This window comes from Aurantimonas coralicida DSM 14790 (genome assembly GCF_000421645.1).
GTDB lineage: Bacteria > Pseudomonadota > Alphaproteobacteria > Rhizobiales > Rhizobiaceae > Aurantimonas > Aurantimonas coralicida.
Window position 1 is genome coordinate 878,239 of record NZ_ATXK01000001.1, and the last position, 25,628, is coordinate 903,866.

A 25,628-nucleotide genomic window follows, 5' to 3' on the forward strand; every position below is an offset into this window, starting at 1 on the left:
GCGGCGCAGACTGGGGTGTTGTTACCGGGTGCAGCCTTGTCCTGCACCAAAATACCGTCCGCTCCAAGGCGGCGGCGCCGTTCAGTCGGGAACGGCCTCGGCGAGCCTTTGCAGCCGCGGCATCGCCGCCAGCGAGGCGGCCATCAGGATCTCGTGCCGCCGCCCCTCGCTGCGATAGACGGTCGGCAGGCCGGCCCGGCCGCACAGGAGGCCGCCCGCCCGCTCGATCAGGAGATCGGCGGCGGCGATGTCCCAGTCGCTGGCGCGCGGCCGGATCAGCGTCCCGTCGAGCCGCCCGCAGGCCACCAGCGCCAGCCGGTAGGCCAGCGACGGCACGGCCTTCTCGCTGGCGAAGGCTTCGCCATCGGAGGCCTCGACGCGCTTGCGCATGGAATCGGGCATCGCCAGCCGCATCCGCTCGCCCGGCCCCGGCTCGGCAACGGCGCAAGGGGCCCCGTTCATCAGCGGCGTGCCGTCGGCGGTCACTTCGAAGATCTCGCCCATCGAGGGCGCCACGATGACGCCGACCACCGGACGGCCGTTCTCGACCACGGCGATCGACACGCACCAGGTGTCCTCGCCGCGCAGATAGGCCCGCGTGCCGTCGATCGGATCGACCACGAAGAAGCGGCTGCCGGTGCCCGTCCGTGCGTCGCCCGGCTGCATCTCCTCCGACACCCAGCCATAGTCCGGCCGGGCGCCCACCAGCGTGTTGCGCAGCATCAGATCGACGGCGAAATCCGCCTCGCTGACCGGGGAATTGCCCTCCTTCCACCAGACCTTGGGGTCGCGGCGAAAGAAGCCGAGCGCGATCTCGCCGGCCTCGACGGCCGCCGCCTTCACCAGTTCCAGATCGTCCTGGTAGCCCGACAAGATCACGCGCCCGCCACGGTCATGGAGCCGATCCGCAGGGTCGGCACCACGGTGGAGAACCGTTCGTCGAGATCGTCGGCCGCCGTCAGCGAGGCCAGCATGTCGGTGAGGTTGCCGGCGATGGTCAGCTCGGATACCGGCGTGGTCAGCTCGCCATTCTCGATGAGATAGCCCGAGGCGCCGCAGCTGTAGTCGCCGGTCACCAGATTGGTGCCGTGGCCGATCAGCTCGTCGATATAGAGCCCGGTGCCGGTCTCGTGGATCAGCGCCTCGCGCGACATCCGCCCGGGCGACAGGAGGACGTTGCTCGACGAGGGCGACACGCCGTTGCCGCCGCGTGCCGCGCGGCCGTTGCTCTGAAGGCCAAGCTCCGTCGCCGTCGCCGTGTCGAGCAGCCAGTTGCGCAGGATGCCGTTCTCGACCAGCGCCATCGGCGCGCCGCGCACGCCCTCGCCGTCGAAGGGGCGCGAGCCCGGCCGCCGCGGTAAAAGCGGGTTGTCGGTCAGCGTGAAGCTTTCCGGCAGGATCGCCTGCCCCATGCGGTCCTTCAGGAAGCTCGTGCCGCGGGCGATCGCGGCGCCGTTGACCGCGGCCACGATGCTGCCGATCAGCCCCCGCGCGATGCGCGGATCGTAGAGGATCGGCATGCGGCCGGTGGCCGCCGTGCCGGGGTTGAGGCGCCGCACGGTCCGCTCGCCGGCGCGCCGGCCGATGGCCTCGGGGTCGTCGAGATCGGCGTAATGGATGCGGGAATCGAAATCATAGTCCCGCTGCATGCCGACGCCGGTGCCGGCGATGACGCTGATCGAGCGCGAAAAGCCCGAGCGCATGCGGTGGCCGGCAAAGCCCGAAGAGGTCGCCAGCACGAGGCCGGCCGCGCCTGCCGAGACCGAGGCCCCACCGGAATTGGTCACGCCGGCAACGCCGCGCGCGGCCTCTTCCATCGCCAGCGCCTCGTCGATCATCGCCGTCGTGGCCAGATCGGTGTCGTCGTAGAGATCGAGACCAGGATCGTCGCGGCCGTCGGCCAGGCGGTCGGCATCGGCGAGCCGCGCGAAAGGATCCTCCGGCGAGACCTTCGCCATGGCGATCGCTCGCTCGACCAGCGGCTGCGGATCGCTGTGGATGTCGCCCGAGACGGTGGCGACGCGCCGACCGACGAAGACGCGGAGCGACATGTCCTCGCTCTCGGAATTCTCCGTGTCCTCGACTGCGCCGAGCCGGACCGAAACCGATCGCCCGAAGGAGCGGACCACCGCCACGTCGCAGGCGTCGGCCCCGGCCTTTCGTGCGGTCTCGATGAGCCGCTCGGCGACCGAAAGGAGCCGCGTGCTGTCGTCGTCCATGAACCTGCCTGCTGGTGTTCGTCACCGAACCATTTATTGTGCGATGCCATAGCCATCAAGGCGTCATTGCACGCGATTGCAGCCGGCCGCGCGTGCAGCAACCGGGAACGGGAGCTTCGGTGGAGCACACAACCTCGATCTTTCTGGAAGTCGTGCTGCTTCTGGGCGGCGGAATCGTCGCAGGTACGCTGTTCCAGCGCATCGGGCTCGGCACGGTTCTGGGCTATCTGTTTGCCGGCATTCTGCTCGGCCCGGTCTTCCGCGTCGTCGCCGATGGCGAGGAGATCCTGCATATCGGTGAGCTCGGCGTCGTTTTCCTGCTGTTCATCATCGGACTGGAACTGAAGGTCGGCCGCCTGTGGGCGATGCGGCGCCAGATCTTCGGCCTCGGCCTTGCCCAGGTGGTGCTGTCCGGCCTGGTGCTGGCGGGCGTCGCCTTCCTGTTCGACTTCTCGTGGCAGGCGAGCGTCCTGATCGGCTTCGGCCTCGCTCTGTCCTCTACCGCCTTCGGCCTGCAATTGCTCGACGAGGCCGGCGAGACCAATACCCGCCACGGCCAGTCGGCCTTTTCGATCCTCCTGTTCCAGGATCTGGCCGTCGTACCGCTTCTGGCCGCGATCCCGTTCCTGGCGCCGGCCTCGGGCGACACGGCGATCGACCCGGTCGAGATCGCCATCTCGGTCGGTGCCGTCGCGGCCCTGGTGGTCGGCGGCCGCTATCTGCTCAATCCGCTGTTCCGCCTCATGGCCACCTCCGGCGCCCGCGAGGTGATGCTCGGCGCCGCGCTCTTCGTGGTACTGGGATCGGCCATGCTGATGGAGGCGGCGGGCTTCTCCATGGCCATGGGCGCCTTCATAGCCGGCGTGCTCCTGGCCGAATCCACCTATCGCCACGAGCTCGAAGCCAATATCGAGCCGTTCCGAGGCCTGCTGCTGGGCCTGTTCTTCATGGGGGTCGGGCTGTCGCTCGACCTGGCCGTCGTGATGCGCGACTGGCTGGCGATCCTCGCCCTGACGCCGGCGCTGATGCTGGCGAAGGCGGCGATCATCTATCTTCTGTCGCGGGCCTTCGGCGAGACCGGCAACACCGCCACTCGCGTCTCCGGCCTGCTGGCCCAGGGCGGCGAGTTCGGCTTCGTGCTGTTCACCGCGGCCTCGGCGGGGCTGCTCATCTCCGAGGCGACGGCCTCGTTCCTCATCGCCATCGTCACCCTGTCGATGATGCTGACGCCGCTGACCACCTGGCTCGGACGCCGGCTCAGCACCGAGGCGAATGGCGACGAGGAGGTGCTGGACGAGGATTTTGCCGGCGCCGGCGCCTCGGTCCTGATGATCGGCTTCTCGCGCTTCGGGCAGATGACGGCACAGGTGCTGCTGTCGAGCGGTACCGACGTGACCATCATCGATTCCTCGGCCGAACGCATCCGCACGGCGGAGGCCTTCGGCTTCCGCATCTATTTCGGGTCGGGGCTGCGCAAGGACGTCCTGGAAGCGGCCGGCATCCGCAAGACGCGGCTGGTCGCCATCTGTACCAACAAGCGCGAAACCACCGACCGGATCGTCGACCTGATCCGCGCCGATTTTCCCAATGTCCGGCTCTATGTCCGCGCCTATGACCGCAGCCACGCTTTGTCGCTGCGCGCCCGCGGCGTCGACTACGAGATCCGCGAGACGGTGGAATCCGCCCTCGCCTTCGGGCGGGCGACGCTCGACGCCCTGGGCATCGAGGACGAGCTGGCCGACCGGATCACCGAGGATGTGCGCCGGCGCGATCTCGCCCGTCTCAAGCTGCAGGAGGCCGAGGGCTTCTATGCTGGCACCGACATGATCACGAACCGCGTCGTCACGCCTGAGCCGCTGGTCAAGCCGCGCCCGGCCCTCAAGGACATCGAGCGCTCGCCAACCGATGATGACGCCGGCGCGAGCCCGGAAGACGGGGCGCCGATCAAGCGCCGCCGCGGACGCCCCTTTCGCGGGCGCCGTCGCGACTTCGGCAAGATCCAGTCGCGCTGACGCGCGACGGCCGCAGCGTCATCCACCGAGGGCGGCGCTATGATGGCGCCGGAAAGCCGGAGCTCAGTCCGGCTTGGACAGCTCCGATTCCGACTTCAGCACCCGGCTGCCATCCTCCTGCTCGATCATGTAGGCGGGGTTGTCCGCGTCGGCATTGCGGGTGATCTCGCTGCCCTCGATGGTGCGGGTGACCTTTTCGGTGAAGGTGTCGCTGACCTTCCCGGTGCCGGTCCCGGCTCCCCAGTTCCATTCGACCCATTCGCCCTTGCGGTACTTGGCCATCGGCTCGCCTCCTGTTGATTGGATAGGCGCGAAGCGATCTCGCGGCGGATGCGTTCCCGCAGGGCTTTGCGTCCGGGCCGGCCAAATCGCCGCAGAGCGGGCGCGGAACCGGAATCCGAAGGCCGCCGTTTGCAGACTCGTCCCGGCCTTGCGGCCTTCCATCCATCGGCCCCGTCATGAACCCTCGCCTTGCCTATCACGCCGAACAATTCGGCCTCGCCCTCACCGATCCGCACCGGTTCGAGGTCGAGCGCCGCAAATGCGGCAAGGGGTTCAAGATCTGCTTTTCCAACGGCGAGCCCATCGCCGACAAACGCCTGCGCAAGCGGGTGAAGGCCCTCGCCATTCCCCCGGCCTGGACCGAGGTGAAGATCTGCATGGACGAGAGCGGCCACATCCAGGCGATCGGTCGCGACGAGAAGGGCCGGCTGCAATATCGCTATCACGACGAATGGGTGAATGTACGCGACGCGGTAAAGACCGAGCGGCTGCTGCGCTTCGGCCATGCCCTCCCCCGGCTGCGCCGCCGCGTCGAGAAGGACATGCGCCGCCGCAAGCTCGACCGCCTGACCACCTCGGCGATCGCCACCCGGCTGATCGACCTGACCGCCATGCGGCCCGGCCACGAGAAATATGCCAGCGATGGCGGGCGCGGCGTCGCGTCCCTGCGCAAGGACAATCTGCGTATCGTCAAGAAGGCGGCGGTGCTGAAGTTCGTCGCCAAGTCCAACAAGCCGCAGCGCATCGAGATCGTCGACCGGCCGATGGTCAAGTCGCTCAAGCGGGTCCGCAAGGGCAAGGGCAAGCGCCTGTTCCGCTTCCCCGATGCCCGCAAGGAGCAGCGCGAGCTGACCGCCAACCTCCTCAACGACTATCTGCACGAGGCCGCCGACGCGCCGGTCTCGGCCAAGGACTTCCGCACATTCCACGGCTCGGCCGAGGCGCTGCGCTATCTGGTCGAGGATGCCGGGGACAAGGTGAACAGCAAGTCGAAGCGCAAGCGCGCCGTGGCCGCGGCCATGCGCTCGGTCTCCACGGTGCTGCGCAACACGCCGGCCGTTGCCCGCGCGTCCTATGTCCACCCGCAGATCGTCGCCGCCTTCGAGGCCGGCGAATTGTCGCCCGACCTCCTGAAGGGTCGCTGCCGCGAGGGGCTCACCCGCGTCGAGACCGGGCTGATGCGCTTCCTCGAACAGGCAGCGCGCAAGCCGGTCACGGCCGGGCAGAACGAGACCCTGAACGAGGCAGCGGAAACGCCGCCACAAACCGGTCGGCTGGACGAGCGGGTCCTCGAAGCCGCCGAGTAGGCGGCCGCCGACAGTGTGGCCTATCCGGCCTTGACCGACGTGATCCCGTGCTGACGCCGACCGCTGTTCCTGGACGAGAGCAGCGCGTCGAGCGACCGCTTGGTCTCTTCCTTCACCGGGCTGGTCTCGTCGAGGATCTGTTTGGTGCGCAGGAAGTCGAGGACGCCGTAATGCGACACCGGCGGGCAGATCAGGAGGTCCGGCGGATGCATGTGGACCTTGGTGTCGATGATCGACTGCATCATCAATTGCGAGGCCCCGAACAGCGCCTCCAGCGGCGTCGGCATGATGTCCGGCCCGCCCTTCGGGCCGCCATTGACGTCCACGGCGATGACCTTGTCCACCTTGCCCTGCAGCCGGTCGAAGGGCAGCGGGTTGAAGATGCCGCCATCGATCAGGATCCGCCCGTCCCGGCGCACCGGCCGGAACACCGCCGGCAGGGCGGCCGTCGCGGCCAGCGCGCTGAACAGTTCGCCGGAATCGATCTCGCACTCCAGCTTGCCGTAGAAATCGGTGGCCATCACCCCGAGCGGAATCTTCAGCTCGCTGAAATGCAGCGGCAGATCGAGCGGCAGGAAGGCCCGCACCACGCGCTCGGCATTGAGCTGGCCGAGGCGCAGCCCACCATCGGCAAGGAATTCCTGGAAGCTGCCCGGACGGGTGCGCCAGAGCCGGCCGAAGACGAGGCTCTTGCCGGCAAAGCAGTCGAGGACGAAGTCGCGGACGTCGCGGCCGCTCATGCCGGAGGCGCGGCCGGCCCCCATGATGGCGCCGATCGATGAACCGACGATGCGATCCGGCACGAGCCCGAGTTCGTCGAAGGCTTCGAGCACATGGATATGGGCGAGCCCGCGCGCGCCGCCGCCCCCTAGGGCGAGCCCGAGCGTCGTCACGCCGTCAGGCTCCCGCGGGACCGACGGTGATGATCGTCGGCGGCGCCGACAACAGCGCCTCGGCCTGCGCCTTGACGTCATCGAGCGTGACCGCGTCAATCAGGTCCTGGCGCTTGTCGATATAGTCGATGCCGAGATCGTCGAGCTGGATGCCGAGCAGCGTCGAGGCGATCGCCGCCGAGGAATCCAGATTGCGGATGGCGTAGGCGCCCTTCACATAGGCTTTCGCCTTCGCCAGCTCCTCGGCCGTCGGGCCGTTTTCGGCGAGATCGGCCAGCTGCTCGCGGATGATCGCGATGCTTTCCTCGGCCTTTTCCGCCCGGGTCGCGGTGCTGATGCCGAGCACCGCCGCATGGTCGTAGCTGGCCAGGAACGAACCGGCGCCATAGGCGAGGCCGCGCTTCTCGCGGATTTCCTCGTAAAGCCGCGACGTGAAGGAGCCGCCGCCCAGGATGTGGTTCATCAGATAGGCGGCGAAGAACTCGTCATCGTCGCGCATCACGCCCGGCAGGGCCATCTGGATCGTCGTCTGCGGCACCGCCAGGTCGACGGCCTCGGTCTTGCCGAGGACCGGCTGGATATCGGCCACGGGCTTCAGCTCGGGCGTTTCGGGCAGCGCGCCGAAGACTTCGTCGAGCCGCTTGCCGAGTTCGTCCGGCGTGATGTCGCCGACGACGCCGACATAGAGATTGTCGCGCGCGAAGATGCGCTTTCTGAATGCCTCGAGGTCGGCGGCGCCGACGGTTGCCAGCGTCTCCAGCGTGCCCTTGGTCGGCCGCGCATAGGGATGATCGGCGAAGACCGTGCGCGAGAAGGCCTTGCCGGCGAGCTCGCCGGGATCGTTCTGCTCGGCGAGGATCCCGGCCATGATCTGGCCGCGGATCCGCGCCACCGGCTCCTCGTCGAAGCGCGGATCGTTGATCGATGCCTTCAACAGGGCGAAGGCGTCGTCATTGACCTCGGTGATGGTCCGGAAGCTGCCCGAGAAATTGTCCAGGCTGGCGTCGTAGCTCAGCGACACGCCGAGATCGTCGAGCCGCGCCTGGAATTCCTGGCTGTCGATGTCGCCGGCCCCCTCGTCGAGGAGACCGGACATCAGGTTCGCAGTGCCTTCCTTGCCGGGATCGTCCTGGGTCGAGCCGCCGCCCTTGAAGGCGAATTTCATCGCGATCAGCGGATTGGTGTGATCCTCGACGAGCAGCGCCTTGATGCCACCGGGACTGGTGACCGTCTGGATATCGACGGCCTCGGCGGTGCCGACCGATGCGAAGGACAGGCTGAACGACAGGGCCAGGGCGGCGATCGTGCCACCGAGCGCGGGGACGAATGACTTCAACGGGAGATTCCTTCTGCGAAGGGGAAGATCAGGAGCGCGTGTCGGCATCCGGCTGGGCCTCGGGTCTGAGATAGCCGGTGACCGAGCGCTGCGGCCGCAGATATTTGCGGGCGACGGCGTTGACGTCCTCGACGGTCACCGCCTCGATGCGCTCGGGCCATGCCTCGACATCCTCGATGGTGCGGCCGGTGGCCAGGGCCGCGGCATAGCGGCGGGCCATGGAGGTCTGGCTGTCGCGCAGATAGATCATGTTCTTGCGCACCCGGTTCTTGGCCCGGTCCAGTTCCGCCTCGGTAACGCCGTCTTCGATCAGCGTTGCGATTTCCTCGTCGAGCGCCGCCTCGACGGCATCGAGGGAAGCGCCGTCGCGCGGCGTGCCGTAGACGACGAACTGGGCCTCTTTGAGCGCGGTGCCGCCGTAATAGGTGCCGGTGGCGGCCGCCAGCGCCCGGTCGACGACCAGCCCGCGATAGAGGCGACTGGTGGTGCCGCCGCCCAGAATGTCCGCCAGAATGTCCAGCGCCTCGGCCTCGCCGTTCTCGTCCGTCGTTTCCGACGGCACCAGATAGGCGGTCTGCAGCGACGGCTGTGTGACGCGCGGATCGGTCAGCGTCACGGTGCGCTCAGCCAGCGGCTCCGGCTCGACCGGACGAACCCGGTCGCCCGGATCGGCCCGCCGCTCGACCTTGCCGTAGGTCTCCGCGACGAGATCGCGGACCTCGGCGACGTCGACGTCACCGGCGATCAAAAGGGTCGCGTTGTTCGGCGTATAATATTTGTCGTAGAAGGCGATCGCGTCGTCGCGCGTCAGGCCTTCCATCTCCTGCCGCCAGCCGATCACCGGCGTGCCGTAGGGGCTGTTCTGGAACAACGCCGCCTGCACGGCTTCCGAGAGCTGCGAGCCCGGATCGTTGTCGATCCGCATGCGGCGCTCCTCCAGGATGACGTCGCGTTCCGGCAGGACCGCCTCCTCGGAGAGTACGAGGTTCTCCATCCGGTCGGCTTCCATCTCCATCACCATCGCCAGCGCGTCGGCCGGCACCTGCTGGTAGTAGCCGGTATAGTCGGAGGTGGTGAAGGCGTTCTCCTGGCCGCCGATATCGGCGACACGGCGCGAGTACTCGGCGGTGGGGTGATTCTTCGTGCCCTTGAACATGAGGTGTTCGAGGAAATGCGCGATGCCGCTCTTGCCGGGCGCCTCGTCCGCCGAGCCGACATGGTAATAGACCATCTGGGTGACGATCGGCGCCCGATTGTCGGGCAGCACTACGACCTGCAGGCCGTTGTCGAGGGTGAAGGTGGTGAGATCCGGCCCGTTTTCGCGCGCCGCGGTCTCGGGCGTCGTCGGCGCCGTGTCGGACGGATCGGTCACCTCGGCCTGCGCCGGGGCCGGCTCTGTCTGGGCACCGGCCGACAGCGTCAGGGGCAGCACGAAAGCGACGGCGAGCGCCGGCAGGCCGATGGGGCGGAAGTGATGCGTCATCGTTCGGTCTGATCCTCGTTGTTGCACCCTGTTGCAAGCCTCGCGACTATGCCGGATGCCGAGAATCCTTGCCAATTAAGGTTTGTTTAGGTCGCCGTGAGGATGGCGGTCAGCGGCCCGGGGCGACAAGAAAGCGCAGCACCGTCTCGCCCATGGCGCGTTCGTCGGTCTGCTCGAACCCGCCCGGCACCTCGAACGGCGCGGCCAGCGCTTCCTCGACGATCACCAGCGCCCCCGGCTTCAGCCAGCCGCCGTCGCGCGCCGAGACGAGCGCCGCCGTGCCGAGCCCGCGCCCATAGGGCGGATCGGCCACGACGCAGTCGAACGGCTCCATCGTTCCCACGATGCCGAGGCTGGTGGCGTCGCGCCGGAAGATCTTGGACCGCCCCTGCAAGCCGAAGGCCTCGATGTTCTCGCGGATGAGACCGCGGCCCTCGACGCCCTCCTCGACGAACAGGCAGAAGCGGGCGCCGCGCGACAGCGCCTCGATGCCGAGCGCCCCGGTGCCGGAGAACAGGTCCAGCACCCGGGCGCCGTCGAGCTGGAAGCCTGCCCGGTGCGTCAGGATGTTGAACAGGGTCTCGCGGTTGCGGTCCGTAGTCGGCCGGATCGTATCGGTCTTCGGGACGGCCAGCCGCCGCCCCTTCAGTTCACCCCCGACGATGCGCATGCCGGATCAGCCCTTGCGCGGCGGACGCGGCGGGCGCCCCGGACGCTGCGGGGCATCGCCGCCGGAGCGCGGCGGACGACCGGCGGGCTTGCCAGCCCCACCACGCGGCGCCGACGGGCCGGACGGCCGTTCGCCGCGGGACGGGCCCCGGTCGGGCCGGCCAGCCTGCGAGCCCAGCGCTTTCTTGGTTCCCTGCGGCCGTGCGCCCGGCGCCATCCAGACATTGGCGCTGCGCTTGGGCGCATCGATCGGCCGCTTGGGCGGGCTGGCCGCGTCGTCGCGGCCGCTGGCTGCGTCGCGATCGCCATAGGGCTTCTTCGGCCCCTCGAAGCGCTTGCCCGGACGCTCGCCGAACGGCTTGCGGTCGCCGCGATCGTTACGCTCGGGCCGTCCGGCACGGGTATCGAGCCGGCCCAGCGCATCCTCGCGCTTGGCCTCGCGGACCCGCTTCTTGTTCGGCGCGGTCTCGCTGGCGGAAATCCACTCGTCGGCCTTCTTCGGCCGCTCCGTGCGCTCGGCCTCGACCGGGCGGTTGGAGAAGGGCTTGGCCACGGGCGCGTCGAAATCGGCGCCTGATTCCTCGATCAGCCGCTCGCCGAGCTGGTCGCGCAGCATGCGGCCCTTGATCTCCTGCACCGACCCTTCCTTGAGGTCGCCGAGCTGGAACGGGCCGAAGGACAGCCGGATCAGCCTGTTCACCTCGAGGCCGAGATGCGCCAGCACCTTCTTGACCTCGCGGTTCTTGCCCTCGCGCAGACCGAGCGTCAGCCAGACATTGGAGCCCTGCTCGCGGTCCATCGTCGCCTCGATGGCGCCGTAGAAGACCCCGTCGATGGCGATGCCCTGGCGCAGCTCGTCGAGGCGCGCCTGGGTGATCGCGCCATGGGCGCGCACGCGGTAGCGCCGCAGCCAGCCGGTCGCCGGCAGCTCCAGGATCCGGGCGAGCCCGCCATCATTGGTCAGGAGCAGCAGCCCCTCGGTGTTGATGTCGAGGCGTCCGACGGTGAGCACCCGCGGCATGTCGCCGGGCAGGCGGTCGAAGATCGTCGGCCGGCCCTCCGGGTCGCGGTTGGTGGTCACCGTGCCCGCGGCCTTGTGGAACAGCCACAGCCGTGTCCGCTCGATAGCCGGCAGCGGCGCATTGTCGATCTCGATCCGGTCGGAGGCCGTGACGACGACGGCCGGCGTGTCGAGGACCTTGCCGTTCAGCTTGACGCGGCCATCGGCGATCATGCCTTCGGCGTCGCGGCGCGAGGCGATGCCCGCACGCGCCAGGCGCTTGGCGATCCGCATCTCGCCAACGGCGGATTCGGTCTCGGCGCGCGGCGCACGATCGTCGCGCGGCGCCCGCTTCGGCCGGTCGTCACGCACCGGGCGGCGCTCGCCGCCGGGCCGCTCCGTGCGATCGCCTCTCGGCGCATCATGCTGCAGCCGTCCGAAGCTGCGGGGCTTCGCCCCCTCGCCCTTGTCGTCGCGCGCGCCGCCATGGGAGAACATGCCGCGGCTCTTCGGCGTGAAGGGCTTGCCACCCTCGCGCGGCTTCGGCCGGTCACCGCGCTCGCGGTCACCGCCACCTGCGCCCCGTTTGCCACCGGGTCCGCGTCCGCGACCTTTTCCGTCGTCGCCGTTCGTCGTATCGCTCATGCAACTGCCTCTCATGCGGCGGCTATCTGCTCGGACCGGCGCTCGGCGCCGGCTCACCACCGTCGAGATGGTGAAAGGATCGGTGGCGCGGTTCGCCCCTGAGGAGCTGGAACGCTTGCGCCGACCCGCGAATGGATTAGCAGGTGGCTCTACAGCATCGCCCGTCAAAGGGGAACGGGATTCGGACCGCGCCATGCGGCCGGATCGACAGACCAAGGAGCCGCCTCTGCCCCGCCCGACCTTCATGGACATCGCCCTCGAGGAAGCCCGTCTGGCCGCGGCGCGGAACGAGACGCCCGTCGGTGCGGTCATCGTGCGCGGCGACGAGGTCATCGCCCGCGGCGGCAACGAGACCCGCCAGCGCAACGATCCCACCGCCCATGCCGAGATCGTCGCGATCCGTGCGGCGGGTGCCCGCCTCGGTTCCGAACGCCTGCCGGACTGCGATCTCTACGTGACGCTGGAGCCCTGCGCCATGTGTGCGGCGGCGATCTCCTTTGCGCGCATCCGGCGGCTCTATTACGGCGCGGCCGATCCCAAGGGCGGCGGCGTCGATGCCGGGCCGCGCTTCTTCAGCCAGCCCACCTGCCACCACGCGCCCGAGGTCTATTCCGACATCGCGGCCCGCGAGAGCGCCGAGCTTCTGCGCGGTTTCTTTCGAGCGCGGCGGTCCTGACCGCGCCCGCCTACCGGCGACACCGCATGCGCGTGTCTCAGGAACGAACCGCCCGGCGAACGGGCGTGATCAGAACGGCAGGAGGTCGCGGATCTTCGAGCCGAGGCCCTCGCCGCTGCCGCGCAGGCGCCGTTCCTTGACGCTCTCGTCGACGCCCGGATCGCCGACCGGGGCGGTGGCCGCGGGCTGGCGATAGGCGACCGGCGGCTCGCTCAGATATTTGCGCTGGGCCGGGCTGCCCTGTGCGCGCTCCTTGAGGCGGGCACGCACGAGTTCGCCGCGACTGCGCAGCTGCTGCGGCGTCAACAAGGGCGCGTCGTCGTTGTTCTTACCGAAATCGAAGCCGTCGCTGCTGGTGCGATCGAGATAGGCCTGCGTCACGCCTTCCTTGCGGGCGGTCGCGACATCCGCCGGGATCGGTCCATCGCCCTGATAGGCGGCGGCCTGCAGGCGGGCGCTGCGCTGTTCGGGCGATTCCGGCCAGTTCGGATCACCGGTCGTGTTGCGCGCCGTCTGCGGCGCCGGAAGGACACCGGTGTTCTCGGGCTTCACCAGCTCGGGGCGCGGCGCATAGGCGATCTCGGCGCTCTTGTTGTCGCCGCCGAGGCTGACGACGTTGTTGAGATCGTCGAACAGCGTCTCGCCCTGCGACTTGCCGGTGCCGTAGGTCGGTCCCAGACAGCCGGTCAGCGCCAGGCTGGCCGCTCCGATAGCCGTAGCGCGAAGCGCATTGCGGACTGTCTTCGATGTCATCCGGTACGGCCCCCTAGCCGATCATTTCCGCCCCCCATACCGGCATGCGGCCGGTCGGGCAGACCCTGCGCATGTCACGGAAATCTGGCGAATTCCGGGCGCAGTTCTAGGCTGCTGCAATGGGTTCTGCAAGCGTGCGGCCACCGCCGGGGCCGCCGCACGCTGTGATTGACCGCCGCGTTCAGGCCGCCGTCAGCCGCCGCGCCGCCTTCAGCTCGTGCAGCGCCGCCGCATCGCGCGCCGACACGTCCGGGAAGGCCGGGTCGGAACCGACATCGCCGGTGATCTTCCACGAGCGGGCGCATTTGGTGCCCTCCGCCTTGCGAAAGACGACGGCGACGCCCGGCGTGTCGGCCAGACGGAAGGCATCCGCCGGGGCCGGCTCGGCCGAGATGACGACACCCGAGGTGATGGCGATCTCGGCGAAGTCGACCGAGGCCGCCTCTGCCCGCAATTCGGCATCCTCGACATGGACCACCGGCGAGGCTTCCAGCGACGAGCCGATCACCTTCTCGCGGCGCTTTTCCTCCAGCGCGCCCATGACGACGCGGCGCACCCGGCGCAGCTTCTGCCAGCGGGCGGCCAGCTCGCCGTCGCGCCAGGCCGGATCGACGTCGCGGAAGCTTTCCAGATGCACGGACTTCGCCTCCGGATAGCGCGACAGCCACGCCTCCTCCATGGTGAAGGGTAGCATCGGCGCCATCCAGGTCACCAGGTGGTCGAACAGGATGCGGACCACCTGCAACGACGCCTTGCGGCGCGTCGAGGACAGCGGATCGCAATAGAGCGCGTCCTTGCGGATGTCGAAATAGAACGCCGACAGCTCCACCACCACGAAGTCGAGCAGCGTCCGGCTGATCCGCTTGAAGTCGAAGGAATCGTAGCCCTTGCGCACGATCTCGTCGATCTCGGCCAGCCGGTTGAGCATCAGCCGCTCCAACTCCGGCATCTCGGCCAGCGGCACCGTCTCCCCCTCGTCGTGGGAGAGCGTGCCCAGCATCCAGCGCAGCGTGTTGCGCAGCTTGCGGTAGCTGTCGATGTTGGTCTGCAGGATCGTCTTGCCGAGCCTCAGATCCTCCGAATAGTCGGAGCTGACCACCCAAAGCCGCAGGATGTCGGCGCCGGACTGCTTGATGACATCCTGCGGGGTGACGACGTTGCCGAGCGACTTCGACATCTTGCGCCCTTCCTCGTCCATGACGAAGCCATGGGTGAGGACGGCGTTATAGGGCGCCCGGCCGCGGGTGCCGCAGGATTCCAGCAGCGAGGAATGGAACCAGCCGCGATGCTGGTCCGAGCCTTCCAGATAGAGGTCGGCCGGCCATTTCAGGTCGGGCCGCTTCTCCAGGCAGAAGGCGTGGGTGGAGCCGGAATCGAACCACACGTCGAGGATGTCGCGGACCATGGTCCACTTGTCGGCATCGTGCTCGTTGCCGAGGAAGCGCTCCTTGGCGCCGTCGGCGAACCAGGCGTCGGCGCCCTCGGCCGCGAAGGCTTCGAGGATGCGGGCGTTGACCGCCTCGTCCTTCAGCACCTCGCCATTCTCGTCGGCGAAGACGCAGATCGGCACGCCCCAGGCGCGCTGGCGCGACAACACCCAGTCCGGCCGGTCGGCGATCATGCCGCGCAGCCGGTTCTGGCCCGACGCCGGCACGAAGCGCGTCGCGTCGATGGCGCCGAGCGCACGGTTGCGCAACGTGTCCTCGGTGCCAGCGTTTGCCGACTGGCCGTCGAGGCCGTAGCCGCCGAGGTCCTTGTCCATATGGACGAACCATTGCGGCGTGTTGCGGAAGATCACCGGCTTCTTGGACCGCCAGCTATGCGGATAGGAATGCTTCAGCCGCCCGCGAGCGAGCAGATTTCCGGCCTCGATCAGCGCGGCGATGATCCGCTTGTTGGCGTCGCCCTTCTTGCCCTTGTCGTCGATGACCCGTGCAGGCCCGCCCTCGGCGTCCGGGCCGAAGCCCGGCGCGTCCTTGGTGTAGAAGCCGTCGTCGTCGACGGTGAAGGGGATGGTTGTGTCGATGCCGCGCTTTTCGAGGTCGCGGCGCGCATCCATCCAGGCGTCGAAATCCTCGCGGCCATGCCCCGGCGCGGTGTGGACGAAGCCGGTACCGGCATCGTCGGTGACATGGTCACCCTCGAGCAGCGGCACGGCGAAATCGTAGCCGCCGCCGACACCCTTCAGCGGATGATCGCAGACGAGGCCCGCGAGATCGCCGGCCGGAACGTCCGCCACGCGGCGATAGCCGTCCTCCGGCACCCGCGCCTTGGACAGGACGTCGGCGGCCAGTGCGTCGGCCAGCACCAGCCGGTCGCCGGCCTTCGCCCAGCGCGGATTCTCCGCGTCTTCCCCGGCCGTCACCTCGTAGAGGCCGTAGGCGATGCGCGGCGAATAGGCGATCGCCCGGTTGCCCGGGATCGTCCAGGGGGTGGTCGTCCAGATGACCACGGCCGCACCGGCAAGCGCCTCGCTGCCGCGCACCGGGAACTTGGTCCAGATCGTGTCGGACTCATGGTCGTGATACTCGACCTCGGCCTCGGCCAGCGCGGTCTTTTCCACCACCGACCACATGATCGGCTTGGAGCCGCGATAGAGCTGGCCCGACATGGCGAATTTCAGGAGCTCGCCGGCGATCACCGACTCCGCCCCGTAGGCCATGGTCAGATACGGGTCCTTGAAGTCGCCCTCGACGCCGAGGCGGCGGAACTCCTCGGTCTGCACGCCCACCCAATGGGCGGCGAAGTCGCGGCATTCCTTGCGGAACTCGTTGACCGGCACCTCGTCCTTGTTCTTGCCCTTGGCCCGGTACTGCTCCTCGATCTTCCACTCGATCGGCAGGCCGTGGCAGTCCCAGCCCGGCACGTAATTGGCGTCGTAGCCGCGCATCTGGAACGAGCGGGTGATGACGTCCTTCAGCACCTTGTTCAGGGCGTGGCCGATATGGAGGTTGCCGTTGGCGTAGGGCGGCCCGTCATGCAGCACGTATTTCGGCCGGCCGGCCGATTCCCGGCGCAGGGTGCCGTAGAGGTCCATCGCGTCCCACTTGCCGATCCATTCCGGCTCGGCCTTGGGCAGGCCGGCGCGCATGGGAAACGGCGTTTCGGGCAGGAACAGCGTTTTGGCGTAGTCGATCCCGGTGGCGGAACCGGCCGCAGTGTCGTTCTTGGTGTCGCTCATGAATTCAGCCATGTCGTCTGCCGCGGTCGTGACGGCGGCGCGAGAAAAGGAGGCGTGGTGGCGCAAATGGCCGGCAACCCGGACCTTCTCCGGCCTGGCCGGTCAGAAGGCCGGGCGACTAATTCGGCCCGGACGGAGTATTGCGCGTGGATCCAACATGGCGTGGCTTTAGCAACTCCGCGCCCAGATGGAAAGAACGCGCCGCCGCAGGGCGGGCGTCGCCGCCCCTGGGCGAGGGTGAAGGCTCAGAACGCCATGCGGCGGTCGAGGCCGCCGAGCGGCGCGACGCCGGCGAGCATCGCGCGGGCTTCTTCCGCGTCGCGATCCATCTGGGCAATCAGCGCCTCGGCGCCGTCGAAGCGCTCCTCGCCGCGCAGGAAACCGAACAGCGACACCGAAACGGTCTCGCCATAAAGATCGCCCGAAAAGTCGAACAGGAAGGTCTCGAACAGCGCCGCGCCATTGTCGAAGGTCGGGCGGCGGCCGAAGCTCGCCACGCCGTCATGCAGCGTGCCGTCGGCACGGCGCAGGCGCACCGCGTAGATGCCGTGCTTCAACAGGCTGTCCGGCTCGATCACCATGTTTGCGGTCGGATAGCCCAGCGTGCGGCCGAGCCTGGCACCGCCGACCACCTCGCCGGCAATCGTCCAGCGGTAGCCGAGCAGCCCCGCGGCCTCGGCGACGGCGCCCTCCCCGAGGCGGTCGCGGATCCGGCTCGACGACACCGTCTCGCCGCCCTCGTCGACGAAGGCCGGCACAAGGGTGGCGCCGAAGCCATGCATCCGACCCGCCCCGGCCAGCGTCTCGGGCGTGCCGCCACGCTTGGCGCCATAATGGAAGTCGAAGCCGGCGACCACGTGATGGGCGCCCATCGCCTCGACCAGCACGGTCTCGACGAAGGCTTCCGGCGCGAGGCCGGCAAACTCGCGGGTGAACCCCTGTTCGACCACCGCGTCGAAGCCGAGCATCTCCAGAAGGCGCGCCTTCATCGGTGCCGGTGTCAGCCGCGCGACAGGCTGGTCGGGCCGGAACACCGAGCGCGGATGCGGCTCGAAGGTCAGGCAGACGAGCGGTCGTCCTTCGGCCGCCGCGATGGTCCGGGCCTCTCCCAGGACGGCCTGATGGCCGCGATGCACGCCGTCGAAATTGCCCACCGCCACCACGGCGCCGCGCAGATCCGCCGGCACGTCCGCGACCGAGCCGAGACGCGCGATCGCGTCTGGCATCATGTCAGGGCAGCCATGAAGTAGCGCGCCGTCAGGCCGCGTTCCGACAGGACGGCGGCGACGGTCTGCGTCGCCGAATCCGCCGACGCCAGTTCCTCGCCATGGATGCCGTCGGTGATCAGCAGTGCGTCGGCGCCGAAATCATTGGCGCCCTTCACGTCGGTCATCAGCCCGTCGCCGATCGCCAGCACCCGCGACGACGCCCCGAGATCGAGGACGCGCGACGCGACGTCGTAGATCGGCCGGTGCGGCTTGCCGGCAAGGCGCACCGTGCCGCCGATCAGGCCGTAGTCGCGCGCCAGCGCCCCGGAACACGGGATCAGCCGTTCGCCGCGATGCACGACGATGTCCGGATTGGCGCAGATCATCGGCAGGTCGAGCGCCTGCAGCCGGGCCAGCATGTCGGCATAGTCTGCCGGCGTCTCGACCTCGTCGTTGTAGAGGCCCGTGACGATCACCGCCCTCGCCTCGGCCTCGCCGACCAGATCGACGTCGATGCCGGCGAAGAGGTCGTAGTCACGCTCCGGCCCGATATGGAAGACCGGACCCGCGACATCGGCGATCAGGGCGCGCGTCGCGTCGCCGGAGGTGACGATGGCGTCATAGGCGTCGTGGGAGAAATCCATCGTGCCGAGCTGCGCGACCACCCCGGCCGACGGGCGCGGCGAGTTGGTCAGGAGCACCACCTTGACGCCCGCCGCACGCGCCGCCGTCAGCGCCGCCTCGGCGGCCGGATGCTTGACGACGCCATTGTGGACGACGCCCCAGACGTCGCAGAAGATCGCGTCGTAGTCGCCGGCGATCTCGGCCAGCGCGGCGATCGGCCGGACGTCCTGCGGCGGTCGGACGGTATCCGTCCCGCGGCCGGTGTCGGAGAGAGAAGTTTCCATCGGTGTCCACGCTGCCATTGCCTGTCCCGTGCCGATAGAGGCGGCCTGCCGACCGGTCAAGGCGAAGCGCTGTCGCAAGCGCCCGCACCTGCCGCGTCAACCCCGCCCAGGGATGCCGGGCCGATCCCGGACGGCGATTAACGAAACTTCGATGACGCGATGCGCCGACCGCTTGACACCGCGCCGGCTGCGACACTATCTCCATCGTCGTTAGCACTCGCCCCAGGTGAGTGCCAGTTGTTCACGCCGGATGCCGAAAAGCGGGTCCGGCCATATCCGTCAACGAAGGGTTCAACGAACATGGCAGCTGTGAATTTCCGTCCTCTGCACGACCGCGTCGTGGTCCGTCGGGTGGAATCCGAAGCCAAGACGGCTGGCGGCATCATCATTCCGGACACCGCCAAGGAGAAGCCGCAGGAAGGCGAGATCGTCGCCGTCGGTTCCGGTGCTCGTGACGATTCGGGCAAGGTCGTGCCGCTGGACGTGAAGGCGGGCGATCGCGTCCTCTTCGGCAAGTGGTCGGGCACCGAGGTCAAGCTGAACGGCGAAGACTTCCTGATCATGAAGGAATCCGACATCATGGGCGTCGTCGCCTGATCAGGCGCCTGCGATTTCCGTAATTCCACGAAACTTCGAAACGGCGCGGCCTGATCAGATGGCGCGCCCGGGAGAATACGAACATGGCAGCTAAAGAAGTAAAGTTCGGCCGCGACGCACGTGAGCGCATGCTGCGTGGCGTCGACATTCTTGCCGACGCGGTCAAGGTGACCCTCGGCCCGAAGGGCCGCAACGTCGTCATCGACAAGTCCTTCGGCGCCCCGCGCATCACCAAGGACGGTGTCTCGGTCGCCAAGGAGATCGAGCTCGAGGACAAGTTCGAGAACATGGGCGCCCAGATGGTGCGCGAAGTGGCCTCGAAGACCAACGACAAGGCCGGTGACGGCACGACCACCGCGACGGTTCTCGCCCAGGCGATCGTCCGCGAGGGTGCCAAGGCCGTTGCCGCCGGCATGAACCCGATGGACGTCAAGCGCGGCATCGACGCGGCCGTTCTGAAGGTCGTCGAGGCGCTCGGCGTTGCCGCCCGCTCGATCGACACCTCGGACGAAGTCGCCCAGGTCGGCACCATCTCCGCCAATGGCGAGAAGGAAATCGGCGAGATGATCGCCTCGGCCATGCAGAAGGTCGGCAACGAGGGTGTCATCACCGTCGAGGAAGCCAAGACCGCCGAGACCGAGCTCGAAGTCGTCGAAGGCATGCAGTTCGACCGCGGCTACCTGTCGCCGTACTTCGTGACCAACCCGGAGAAGATGGTCGCCGAGCTCGAGGATTGCTACATCCTCCTGCACGAGAAGAAGCTCTCCAACCTCCAGGCGCTGCTGCCGGTCCTCGAGTCCGTCGTGCAGTCCTCCAAGCCGCTCCTCATCATCGCCGAGGACGTCGAGGGCGAGGCCCTGGCCACGCTGGTCGTCAACAAGCTGCGTGGCGGCCTGAAGATCGCGGCCGTCAAGGCACCGGGCTTCGGCGATCGCCGCAAGGCCATGCTCGAGGACATCGCCGTCCTGACCGGCGGTACGGTCATCTCCGAGGACGTCGGCATCAAGCTCGAGAACGTCACCCTCGACATGCTCGGCCGCGCCAAGAAGGTCTCGATCACCAAGGAAAACACCACCATCGTCGATGGTGCCGGTGAGAAGACCCAGATCGAAGCCCGCGTTGGCCAGATCAAGGGTCAGATCGAGGAGACCACCTCGGACTACGACCGCGAGAAGCTCCAGGAGCGTCTCGCCAAGCTCGCAGGCGGCGTCGCCGTCATCCGCGTCGGCGGTGCGACGGAAGTCGAAGTCAAGGAGAAGAAGGACCGCGTCGACGACGCCCTCAACGCGACCCGTGCGGCCGTCGAAGAAGGCATCGTGGCCGGTGGTGGCGTCGCGCTGCTGCGCGCTTCCAACGCCGTCACCATCAAGGGCATCAATGCCGACCAGGACGCCGGCATCGCCATCGTCCGCAAGGCGCTTCAGGCTCCGATCCGTCAGATCGTCCAGAACGCCGGCGCGGAAGGCTCGATCATCGTGGGCAAGATCCTCGAGAACGAGTCCCTGTCCTTCGGCTACAACGCCGCGACGGGCGAGTATGGCGACATGATCCAGATGGGCATCGTCGATCCGGTCAAGGTCGTTCGCTCGGCTCTCCAGGACGCGGCATCGGTCGCCGGCCTGCTGGTCACCACCGAAGCCATGATCTCGGAGGCTCCGAAGAAGGAGTCGGCCGGCGGTGGCGGCGGCGGCATGCCCGGCGGCATGGGCGGCATGGGTGGCATGGGCGGTATGGACTTCTAAGAAGTCCGAACCGGCCGGACATTCATCCGGACTATCGAGGGGCTCGGCATCGCCGGGCCCCTTTTTCATGTGCCCTGCCCGCCTGCGGCAGCACCGGCTTGCCCGGCCGCGCCCGCCTTGCGATAGACATGCCATGATCTCGCAGCGCGCCCGCTACGCCATCCGCTCCCTGAGGAACATCGCGCCGCGGGCCGCGCCCGTATCGGCCGCCGTCATCGCCGCCGAAGAGCAGATTCCGCGCAAGTTCCTCGAAGCGATCCTGGCCGAACTGAAACAGGCCGGCCTCCTCGTCAGTCTGCGGGGGGCGCGTGGCGGCTACCGACTGGCGCGGCCCGGCGACCAGATCAGCTTCGCCGATGTCCTCCGCGTCGTGGACGGTCCGCTGGCGCTCGCCCCTTGCGCGTCCCGCACCGCCTATCGCCGCTGCGAGGATTGCCGCGACGTGGAGACCTGCGAGACCCGCACCGCGCTTCTGGCGGTGCGCGACGCCACCGCCGCCATTCTGGAAGCCCGGCATTTCGGCGAAGGGGAGCGGGCCGACGATCCTGCCTAGTCCGGGACGCGCCCCGTCCGCCCGGGCATCCGCCCTGGCATGTGCAGTCACACCACCGCCCCGCAGGCGTCGAAGATGTCCGATCTCATGGGTCGGCGAAATACGCACAGGATGTGCGCGCGGCAGGCCCTCCGCCGAACTTCTATTCCTATCCACGAGATAGGAATAAGATAGCCTGATCCGGTCTCCAACGACCGGGTCTTCCATGAGCGACTTCCTCCTGTTTCTTGCCGTCGGCTTCCTCGCCCAGCTCGTCGATGGCGCGCTCGGCATGGCCTACGGCATCGTCTCCTCCACCGTGCTCCTGTCCTTCGGCGTCGCGCCCGCCGCGGCCTCGGCCTCGGTCCACACGGCCGAACTCTTCACCACCGCGGCGTCGGGCACCGCGCATCTCGCCAACCGCAATGTCGACTGGAAGCTGTTCTGGCGCCTCGTGCCCCTCGGCATTCTCGGCGGCGTTCTCGGCACCTACGTCCTGACCAGCATCTCCGGCAGTATTCTGCGCCCCTATGTCGGCGCCTATCTGGCGGTGATCGGCGTCTATCTCCTCGTCCGCTCGTTCCGGAAGATCCCCAGCAGGCCGGTCTCGCCCGCGACCTCCATGCCGCTGGCCGCCTGCGGCGGCTTCCTCGACGCGGTCGGCGGCGGCGGCTGGGGACCGATCGTGACCTCCGGCCTGCTCGGCGCCGGCGGCCAGCCGCGCTACGTCATCGGCACGGTCAACACGGCCGAGTTCCTCGTCACCCTCTCGGTCTCGCTGACCTTCGTCTTCGCGCTCGTCACCGGACATTGGGAGGAGGCCGGCGACCTGACGACCCACGGCCTCGCCATTCTCGGCCTGATCGTCGGCGGCGTCGCGGCGGCGCCCTTCGCCGGCGTGATCGTGCGCCGGATCCCGGAGACGGCGCTGTTGCGCATCGTCGGTCTTCTCGTCTGCGGCTTGGCCATCACCCAGATCGTCGGCCTCATCCGCTGAACTTGCCGCAGTTTTCCCGGAACAACCGCACCCGAAAACCGTTTGGATATCGAAGCTTGGCAGACACTGCCGGCAACGAAGCAAAGGAATGTCCAATGGTCGACAAGAACGAAGTCAAGGGTGCCGCCACCGAAGCCGGTGGCAAGCTCAAGCAGGCTGCCGGCGACCTGACCGGCAACGAGCGCCTGAAGGGCGAGGGTGCGGCCGACGAAATCGAAGGCAAGACCCAGAAGAATTACGGCAAGGTCAAGGACGCGGTGAACGACCAGACCAGCTGATCGCGCTACGAGCCGCAGACGTTTCGAGAGGCCGTCCCCATGGGGCGGCCTTTTTCATGTGCAGACCCCGCCGCACGTCCACCATTGGGCCCCGCGTGACGCACTGTGTGCGCCGCAGCAATTCCGAACCCTCCTCCCCTCTCGACGACGGTGCGGCCACCCGATTGTGGTTGCCGTTTCCCGCTGTTCGGCTATTTTGGAATCAATCCAAATCATGACGGAGCCGCGTGGCGGCACCTGCCTGACCGGCCGCCCTGAAGGAGGCTTCCCTTGATCAGTTTCACACTCAACGGCGAACAGAAGACGTTCGACGGCGATCCCGACACGCCCCTGCTCTGGGTCATCCGTGACGCCGAGCGCCTGACCGGCACCAAATATGGCTGCGGCATCGCCCAGTGCGGCGCCTGCACCGTGCATCTCGACGGCATGACCCGGCGCTCCTGCATCACGCCGATCTCCACCGTCGACGGCTCCAGCGTCACCACCATCGAGGGCGTCGAGGGCGCGGAAGCGGAGGCCGTGCAGGCCGCCTGGACCGCCATCGACGTGCCGCAATGCGGCTATTGCCAGTCCGGCCAGATCATGTCGGCGGTCTCGTTGCTGCAGTTCAATCCGACGCCGAGCGACGAGGACATCGACAACGCCATGGCCGGCAACATCTGCCGCTGTGCCACCTATCAACGCATCCGCCAGGCGATCCACGACGCCTCCGACACGCTGGAGGGCTGATCCCATGGGTATCCAGACCATCAACCCGACCCGCCGCAACTTTCTGATCGGCACCGGTCTCGTCATCGGCGTGGCGCTGGCCTCGCGGACCAAGGCCGCCGCTGCCCTGATCCAGGGCGCACCGGCCGGTCCCGCCGGCCCGGCCAGCGAATTCAACGCCTTCGTGCGCATCGCCCCGGACAGCACGGTCACGGTCCTGTCGAAGCATATCGAGTTCGGCCAGGGTCCCTATACGGGCCTGACCACGCTGGTCGCCGAGGAACTCGACGCCGACTGGAGCCAGATGCGCGCCGCCGCGGCGCCCGCGGACGAGACCTACAAGAACCTCGCCTTCGGCCTGCAGGGCACCGGCGGCTCGACGTCGATTGCCAATTCCTACGAGCAGATGCGCAAGGCCGGCGCCACCGCACGGGCCATGCTGGTCGCCGCGGCGGCCGAGGAATGGGGCGTACCGGCCGAGGAGATCACCGTCTCCAAGGGTCGCATCGCCCATGCGGCCTCCGGCAAGGAATCCGGCTTCGGCGAACTCGCCGACAAGGCCGCCACCATGGATGCACCTTCCGATCCGGTCCTCAAGGATCCGAAGGACTTCGTCCTGATCGGCACCGACCGGCCGAAGCTCGACACGCCGGAAAAGACCAATGGCAAGGCGGTCTTCACCCTCGACGTCCTCGCCGACAACATGATGATCGCCATGGTCGCGCATCCGGCCCATTTCGGCGCCACGGTGCAGAGTTTCGACGATACTGCGGCTCGCCAGATCCCCGGCGTCGTGGACATCCAGCAGATTCCGCAGGGCATCGCGGTCTATGCCGAGAACACCTATGCCGCCCTGAAGGCGCGCGATGCGCTGAAGATCGTCTGGGACCTGACCACCGCCGAGTCGCGCTCCAGCGAGGAGATCTACGAGGATTACCGCGCGCTGTTCTCCGGCGAAGGGCTCGAGGCGGCCAATGAAGGCGATGTCGACGGCGCCTCCTCGGCGAACGGCATCACCACGATGCACTCCGACCTCGTCTTCCCCTTCCTCGCCCATGCCCCGATGGAGCCGCTAGATGCGGTGCTGATCAAGCAGGAGGACGGCTCGATCGACTGCTACAACGGCTCGCAGTTCCCCGGCCAGGACAAGGCCGCGATCGCCGAGGTCTGCGGCGTCGACGCGTCGAAGGTGCGGGTGAACATGCAGCTTGCCGGCGGCAGCTTCGGCCGCCGCGCCCAGTTCGGCTCGCCCTACATGCGCGAGGCGGCAGCCGCCTTCAAGGCGTCCGGCATGGACCGTCCGATCAAGCACATGTGGACCCGCGAGGACGACATTCGCGGCGGCTTCTACCGTCCGATCTACGTTCACGCGATCAAGGGCGCCATCGATGCTGAGGGCAACATCGTCGCCTGGGACCACAAGATCGCCGGCCAGTCGATCATGAACAAGACCGAGCTCGACGAGACGACGGTCGAGGGCGCCTCGGACCTGCCCTATGCGATCCCCAATCGCCGGGTCTACGCCCATCAGACCGAGCTGCCGGTGCCGATCCTGTGGTGGCGCTCGGTAGGCCACACCCACACCGCCTTCGCCGTCGAGACCTTCCTCGACGAGATGCTGGAAAAGGCCGGCAAGGATCCCGTCGAGGGGCGCCTGGCGCTGCTCGGCGAACACCCGCGCCACACGGCCGTCCTGAAGAAGGTCGCCGAGATCGCCGGCTGGGGCACGCCCGCGCCGGAAGGCCGTCAGCGCGGCGTCGCGGTCCACAAGAGCTTCAACACTTATGTCGCGGAGATCGCCGAGGTCTCCATCGGCGAGGACGGGGCTCCCAAGGTCCACAAGGTCTGGTGCGCGGTCGATTGCGGCGTTGCCGTCAATCCGAACATCATCCGGGCCCAGATGGAGGGCGGCATCGGCTACGGCCTCGGCGCGATCCTCTACGACCAGATCACGCTCGGCGACGGCGGCCGCGTCGTCCAGTCCAACTTCCACGACTATCGCTCGCTGCGCATCAACGAGATGCCCGAGGTCGAGGTCGCCATCATCCCTTCCAGCGAGCCGCCGACGGGTGTCGGCGAACCCGGCACTCCGCCGATCGGACCGGCCGTCGCCAATGCCTGGCGTCGCCTGACCGGCCAGCCGGTGCGCCGCCTGCCGATCGTCGGCAATCTCGTCTCGTGAACGACAGGACAGCATCTGTG

Annotated in this window: 22 protein-coding genes; 10 read left to right on the forward strand and 12 right to left on the reverse strand. The window is 68.1% G+C overall.

Annotated elements, in window-relative coordinates:
* Positions 1-81: 81 nt before the first annotated feature.
* Positions 82-879, reverse strand: coding sequence for a 3'(2'),5'-bisphosphate nucleotidase CysQ (locus H536_RS0104035; RefSeq protein ID WP_024349246.1), 798 nt, complete (start codon positions 877-879; stop codon positions 82-84).
* Positions 876-2,219, reverse strand: coding sequence for a TldD/PmbA family protein (locus tag H536_RS0104040; RefSeq protein ID WP_024349247.1), 1,344 nt, complete (start codon positions 2,217-2,219; stop codon positions 876-878). The genes H536_RS0104035 and H536_RS0104040 overlap by 4 nt, the downstream gene beginning before the upstream one ends.
* Before the next feature lie 119 nt (positions 2,220-2,338).
* Here H536_RS0104040 and H536_RS0104045 point away from each other — a divergent pair, with 119 nt between their 5' ends.
* Positions 2,339-4,231, forward strand: a complete 1,893-nt coding sequence (locus H536_RS0104045) for a monovalent cation:proton antiporter-2 (CPA2) family protein (RefSeq protein WP_024349248.1) — start codon at positions 2,339-2,341, stop codon at positions 4,229-4,231.
* A gap of 63 nt (positions 4,232-4,294) precedes the next feature.
* On the opposite strand, the gene H536_RS0104050 is transcribed toward H536_RS0104045, so the two are convergent.
* On the reverse strand, positions 4,295-4,513 hold the full coding sequence (locus tag H536_RS0104050) for a hypervirulence associated TUDOR domain-containing protein (protein WP_024349249.1): 219 nt from the start codon (positions 4,511-4,513) through the stop codon (positions 4,295-4,297).
* 176 nt (positions 4,514-4,689) lie between these two features.
* On the opposite strand from H536_RS0104050, the gene H536_RS0104055 reads away from it, so the two are divergent.
* Positions 4,690-5,820: a DNA topoisomerase IB gene (locus H536_RS0104055; RefSeq protein ID WP_024349250.1), complete on the forward strand. Its 1,131-nt coding sequence runs from the start codon at positions 4,690-4,692 to the stop codon at positions 5,818-5,820.
* Between the two features lie 20 nt (positions 5,821-5,840).
* Here the strand turns inward: H536_RS0104055 and H536_RS0104060 are convergent, their stop codons facing one another.
* From H536_RS0104060 to H536_RS0104080, 5 genes are all read right to left on the reverse strand, one after another.
* Complete coding sequence (locus H536_RS0104060) at positions 5,841-6,713, reverse strand: patatin-like phospholipase family protein (RefSeq protein WP_024349251.1); 873 nt, start codon at positions 6,711-6,713, stop codon at positions 5,841-5,843.
* Positions 6,714-6,717: 4 nt separating this feature from the next.
* A complete protein-coding gene (locus tag H536_RS0104065; protein ID WP_373279274.1) occupies positions 6,718-8,097 on the reverse strand; it encodes a M16 family metallopeptidase in 1,380 nt (459 codons plus the stop codon).
* A complete protein-coding gene (locus H536_RS0104070; RefSeq protein WP_024349253.1) occupies positions 8,078-9,532 on the reverse strand; it encodes a M16 family metallopeptidase in 1,455 nt (484 codons plus the stop codon). The genes H536_RS0104065 and H536_RS0104070 overlap by 20 nt, the downstream gene beginning before the upstream one ends.
* A 109-nt stretch (positions 9,533-9,641) precedes the next feature.
* Entirely contained in the window at positions 9,642-10,202 is a 561-nt protein-coding gene (rsmD, locus tag H536_RS0104075) for a 16S rRNA (guanine(966)-N(2))-methyltransferase RsmD (RefSeq protein ID WP_024349254.1), read from the reverse strand.
* 6 nt (positions 10,203-10,208) lie between these two features.
* Positions 10,209-11,846 carry a pseudouridine synthase gene (locus tag H536_RS0104080; protein ID WP_024349255.1) on the reverse strand — a complete coding sequence of 546 codons (1,638 nt, stop codon included), beginning with the start codon at positions 11,844-11,846 and terminating at the stop codon, positions 10,209-10,211.
* A gap of 193 nt (positions 11,847-12,039) precedes the next feature.
* On the opposite strand from H536_RS0104080, the gene H536_RS0104085 reads away from it, so the two are divergent.
* Positions 12,040-12,522 (forward strand): nucleoside deaminase, encoded by a 483-nt coding sequence (locus tag H536_RS0104085; protein WP_024349256.1) that lies wholly within the window; start codon positions 12,040-12,042, stop codon positions 12,520-12,522.
* A gap of 69 nt (positions 12,523-12,591) precedes the next feature.
* Here the strand turns inward: H536_RS0104085 and H536_RS0104090 are convergent, their stop codons facing one another.
* From H536_RS0104090 to H536_RS0104105, 4 genes are all read right to left on the reverse strand, one after another.
* Complete coding sequence (locus H536_RS0104090) at positions 12,592-13,275, reverse strand: hypothetical protein (RefSeq protein ID WP_024349257.1); 684 nt, start codon at positions 13,273-13,275, stop codon at positions 12,592-12,594.
* A gap of 181 nt (positions 13,276-13,456) precedes the next feature.
* A complete protein-coding gene (ileS, locus tag H536_RS0104095; RefSeq protein ID WP_155898372.1) occupies positions 13,457-16,456 on the reverse strand; it encodes an isoleucine--tRNA ligase in 3,000 nt (999 codons plus the stop codon).
* A gap of 245 nt (positions 16,457-16,701) precedes the next feature.
* A complete protein-coding gene (locus H536_RS0104100; protein WP_024349259.1) occupies positions 16,702-17,682 on the reverse strand; it encodes a bifunctional riboflavin kinase/FAD synthetase in 981 nt (326 codons plus the stop codon).
* Positions 17,682-18,572 (reverse strand): TIGR01459 family HAD-type hydrolase, encoded by an 891-nt coding sequence (locus H536_RS0104105; RefSeq protein ID WP_024349260.1) that lies wholly within the window; start codon positions 18,570-18,572, stop codon positions 17,682-17,684. Before H536_RS0104105 ends, H536_RS0104100 begins: the two co-directional genes overlap by 1 nt.
* Before the next feature lie 300 nt (positions 18,573-18,872).
* Here H536_RS0104105 and groES point away from each other — a divergent pair, with 300 nt between their 5' ends.
* The 7 genes from groES to H536_RS0104140 all read left to right on the forward strand — a co-directional run bounded on the left by groES (position 18,873) and on the right by H536_RS0104140 (position 25,608).
* Positions 18,873-19,169, forward strand: a complete 297-nt coding sequence (gene groES, locus H536_RS0104110; protein WP_024349261.1) for a co-chaperone GroES — start codon at positions 18,873-18,875, stop codon at positions 19,167-19,169.
* An 83-nt stretch (positions 19,170-19,252) separates the two neighbouring features.
* Positions 19,253-20,911: a chaperonin GroEL gene (groL, locus tag H536_RS0104115; protein ID WP_024349262.1), complete on the forward strand. Its 1,659-nt coding sequence runs from the start codon at positions 19,253-19,255 to the stop codon at positions 20,909-20,911.
* A gap of 133 nt (positions 20,912-21,044) precedes the next feature.
* A complete protein-coding gene (locus H536_RS0104120) occupies positions 21,045-21,464 on the forward strand; it encodes an RrF2 family transcriptional regulator (protein WP_024349263.1) in 420 nt (139 codons plus the stop codon).
* A 205-nt stretch (positions 21,465-21,669) separates the two neighbouring features.
* Positions 21,670-22,440, forward strand: a complete 771-nt coding sequence (locus H536_RS0104125) for a sulfite exporter TauE/SafE family protein (protein WP_024349264.1) — start codon at positions 21,670-21,672, stop codon at positions 22,438-22,440.
* A 95-nt stretch (positions 22,441-22,535) separates the two neighbouring features.
* Positions 22,536-22,718, forward strand: coding sequence for a CsbD family protein (locus H536_RS0104130; protein WP_024349265.1), 183 nt, complete (start codon positions 22,536-22,538; stop codon positions 22,716-22,718).
* 270 nt (positions 22,719-22,988) lie between these two features.
* Complete coding sequence (locus H536_RS0104135; RefSeq protein WP_009208293.1) at positions 22,989-23,447, forward strand: (2Fe-2S)-binding protein; 459 nt, start codon at positions 22,989-22,991, stop codon at positions 23,445-23,447.
* A gap of 4 nt (positions 23,448-23,451) precedes the next feature.
* Complete coding sequence (locus H536_RS0104140) at positions 23,452-25,608, forward strand: xanthine dehydrogenase family protein molybdopterin-binding subunit (protein ID WP_024349266.1); 2,157 nt, start codon at positions 23,452-23,454, stop codon at positions 25,606-25,608.
* Positions 25,609-25,628 lie beyond the last annotated feature (20 nt).

Bases quoted from the DNA above. Each gene is read 5' to 3' on its own strand.
- H536_RS0104085 (WP_024349256.1), top strand. From the start codon at position 12,040: ATGCGGCCGGATCGACAGACCAAGGAGCCGCCTCTGCCCCGCCCGACC.
- H536_RS0104105 (WP_024349260.1), bottom strand. From the start codon at position 18,572: ATGGAAACTTCTCTCTCCGACACCGGCCGCGGGACGGATACCGTCCGA.
- H536_RS0104070 (WP_024349253.1), bottom strand. From the start codon at position 9,532: ATGACGCATCACTTCCGCCCCATCGGCCTGCCGGCGCTCGCCGTCGCT.
- ileS (WP_155898372.1), bottom strand. From the start codon at position 16,456: ATGAGCGACACCAAGAACGACACTGCGGCCGGTTCCGCCACCGGGATC.
- H536_RS0104100 (WP_024349259.1), bottom strand. From the start codon at position 17,682: ATGCCAGACGCGATCGCGCGTCTCGGCTCGGTCGCGGACGTGCCGGCG.
- rsmD (WP_024349254.1), bottom strand. From the start codon at position 10,202: ATGCGCATCGTCGGGGGTGAACTGAAGGGGCGGCGGCTGGCCGTCCCG.
- H536_RS0104040 (WP_024349247.1), bottom strand. From the start codon at position 2,219: ATGGACGACGACAGCACGCGGCTCCTTTCGGTCGCCGAGCGGCTCATC.
- groL (WP_024349262.1), top strand. From the start codon at position 19,253: ATGGCAGCTAAAGAAGTAAAGTTCGGCCGCGACGCACGTGAGCGCATG.
- H536_RS0104080 (WP_024349255.1), bottom strand. From the start codon at position 11,846: ATGAGCGATACGACGAACGGCGACGACGGAAAAGGTCGCGGACGCGGA.
- groES (WP_024349261.1), top strand. From the start codon at position 18,873: ATGGCAGCTGTGAATTTCCGTCCTCTGCACGACCGCGTCGTGGTCCGT.
- H536_RS0104140 (WP_024349266.1), top strand. From the start codon at position 23,452: ATGGGTATCCAGACCATCAACCCGACCCGCCGCAACTTTCTGATCGGC.
- H536_RS0104130 (WP_024349265.1), top strand. From the start codon at position 22,536: ATGGTCGACAAGAACGAAGTCAAGGGTGCCGCCACCGAAGCCGGTGGC.
- H536_RS0104090 (WP_024349257.1), bottom strand. From the start codon at position 13,275: ATGACATCGAAGACAGTCCGCAATGCGCTTCGCGCTACGGCTATCGGA.
- H536_RS0104055 (WP_024349250.1), top strand. From the start codon at position 4,690: ATGAACCCTCGCCTTGCCTATCACGCCGAACAATTCGGCCTCGCCCTC.
- H536_RS0104065 (WP_373279274.1), bottom strand. From the start codon at position 8,097: ATGCCGACACGCGCTCCTGATCTTCCCCTTCGCAGAAGGAATCTCCCG.
- H536_RS0104050 (WP_024349249.1), bottom strand. From the start codon at position 4,513: ATGGCCAAGTACCGCAAGGGCGAATGGGTCGAATGGAACTGGGGAGCC.
- H536_RS0104125 (WP_024349264.1), top strand. From the start codon at position 21,670: ATGAGCGACTTCCTCCTGTTTCTTGCCGTCGGCTTCCTCGCCCAGCTC.
- H536_RS0104120 (WP_024349263.1), top strand. From the start codon at position 21,045: ATGATCTCGCAGCGCGCCCGCTACGCCATCCGCTCCCTGAGGAACATC.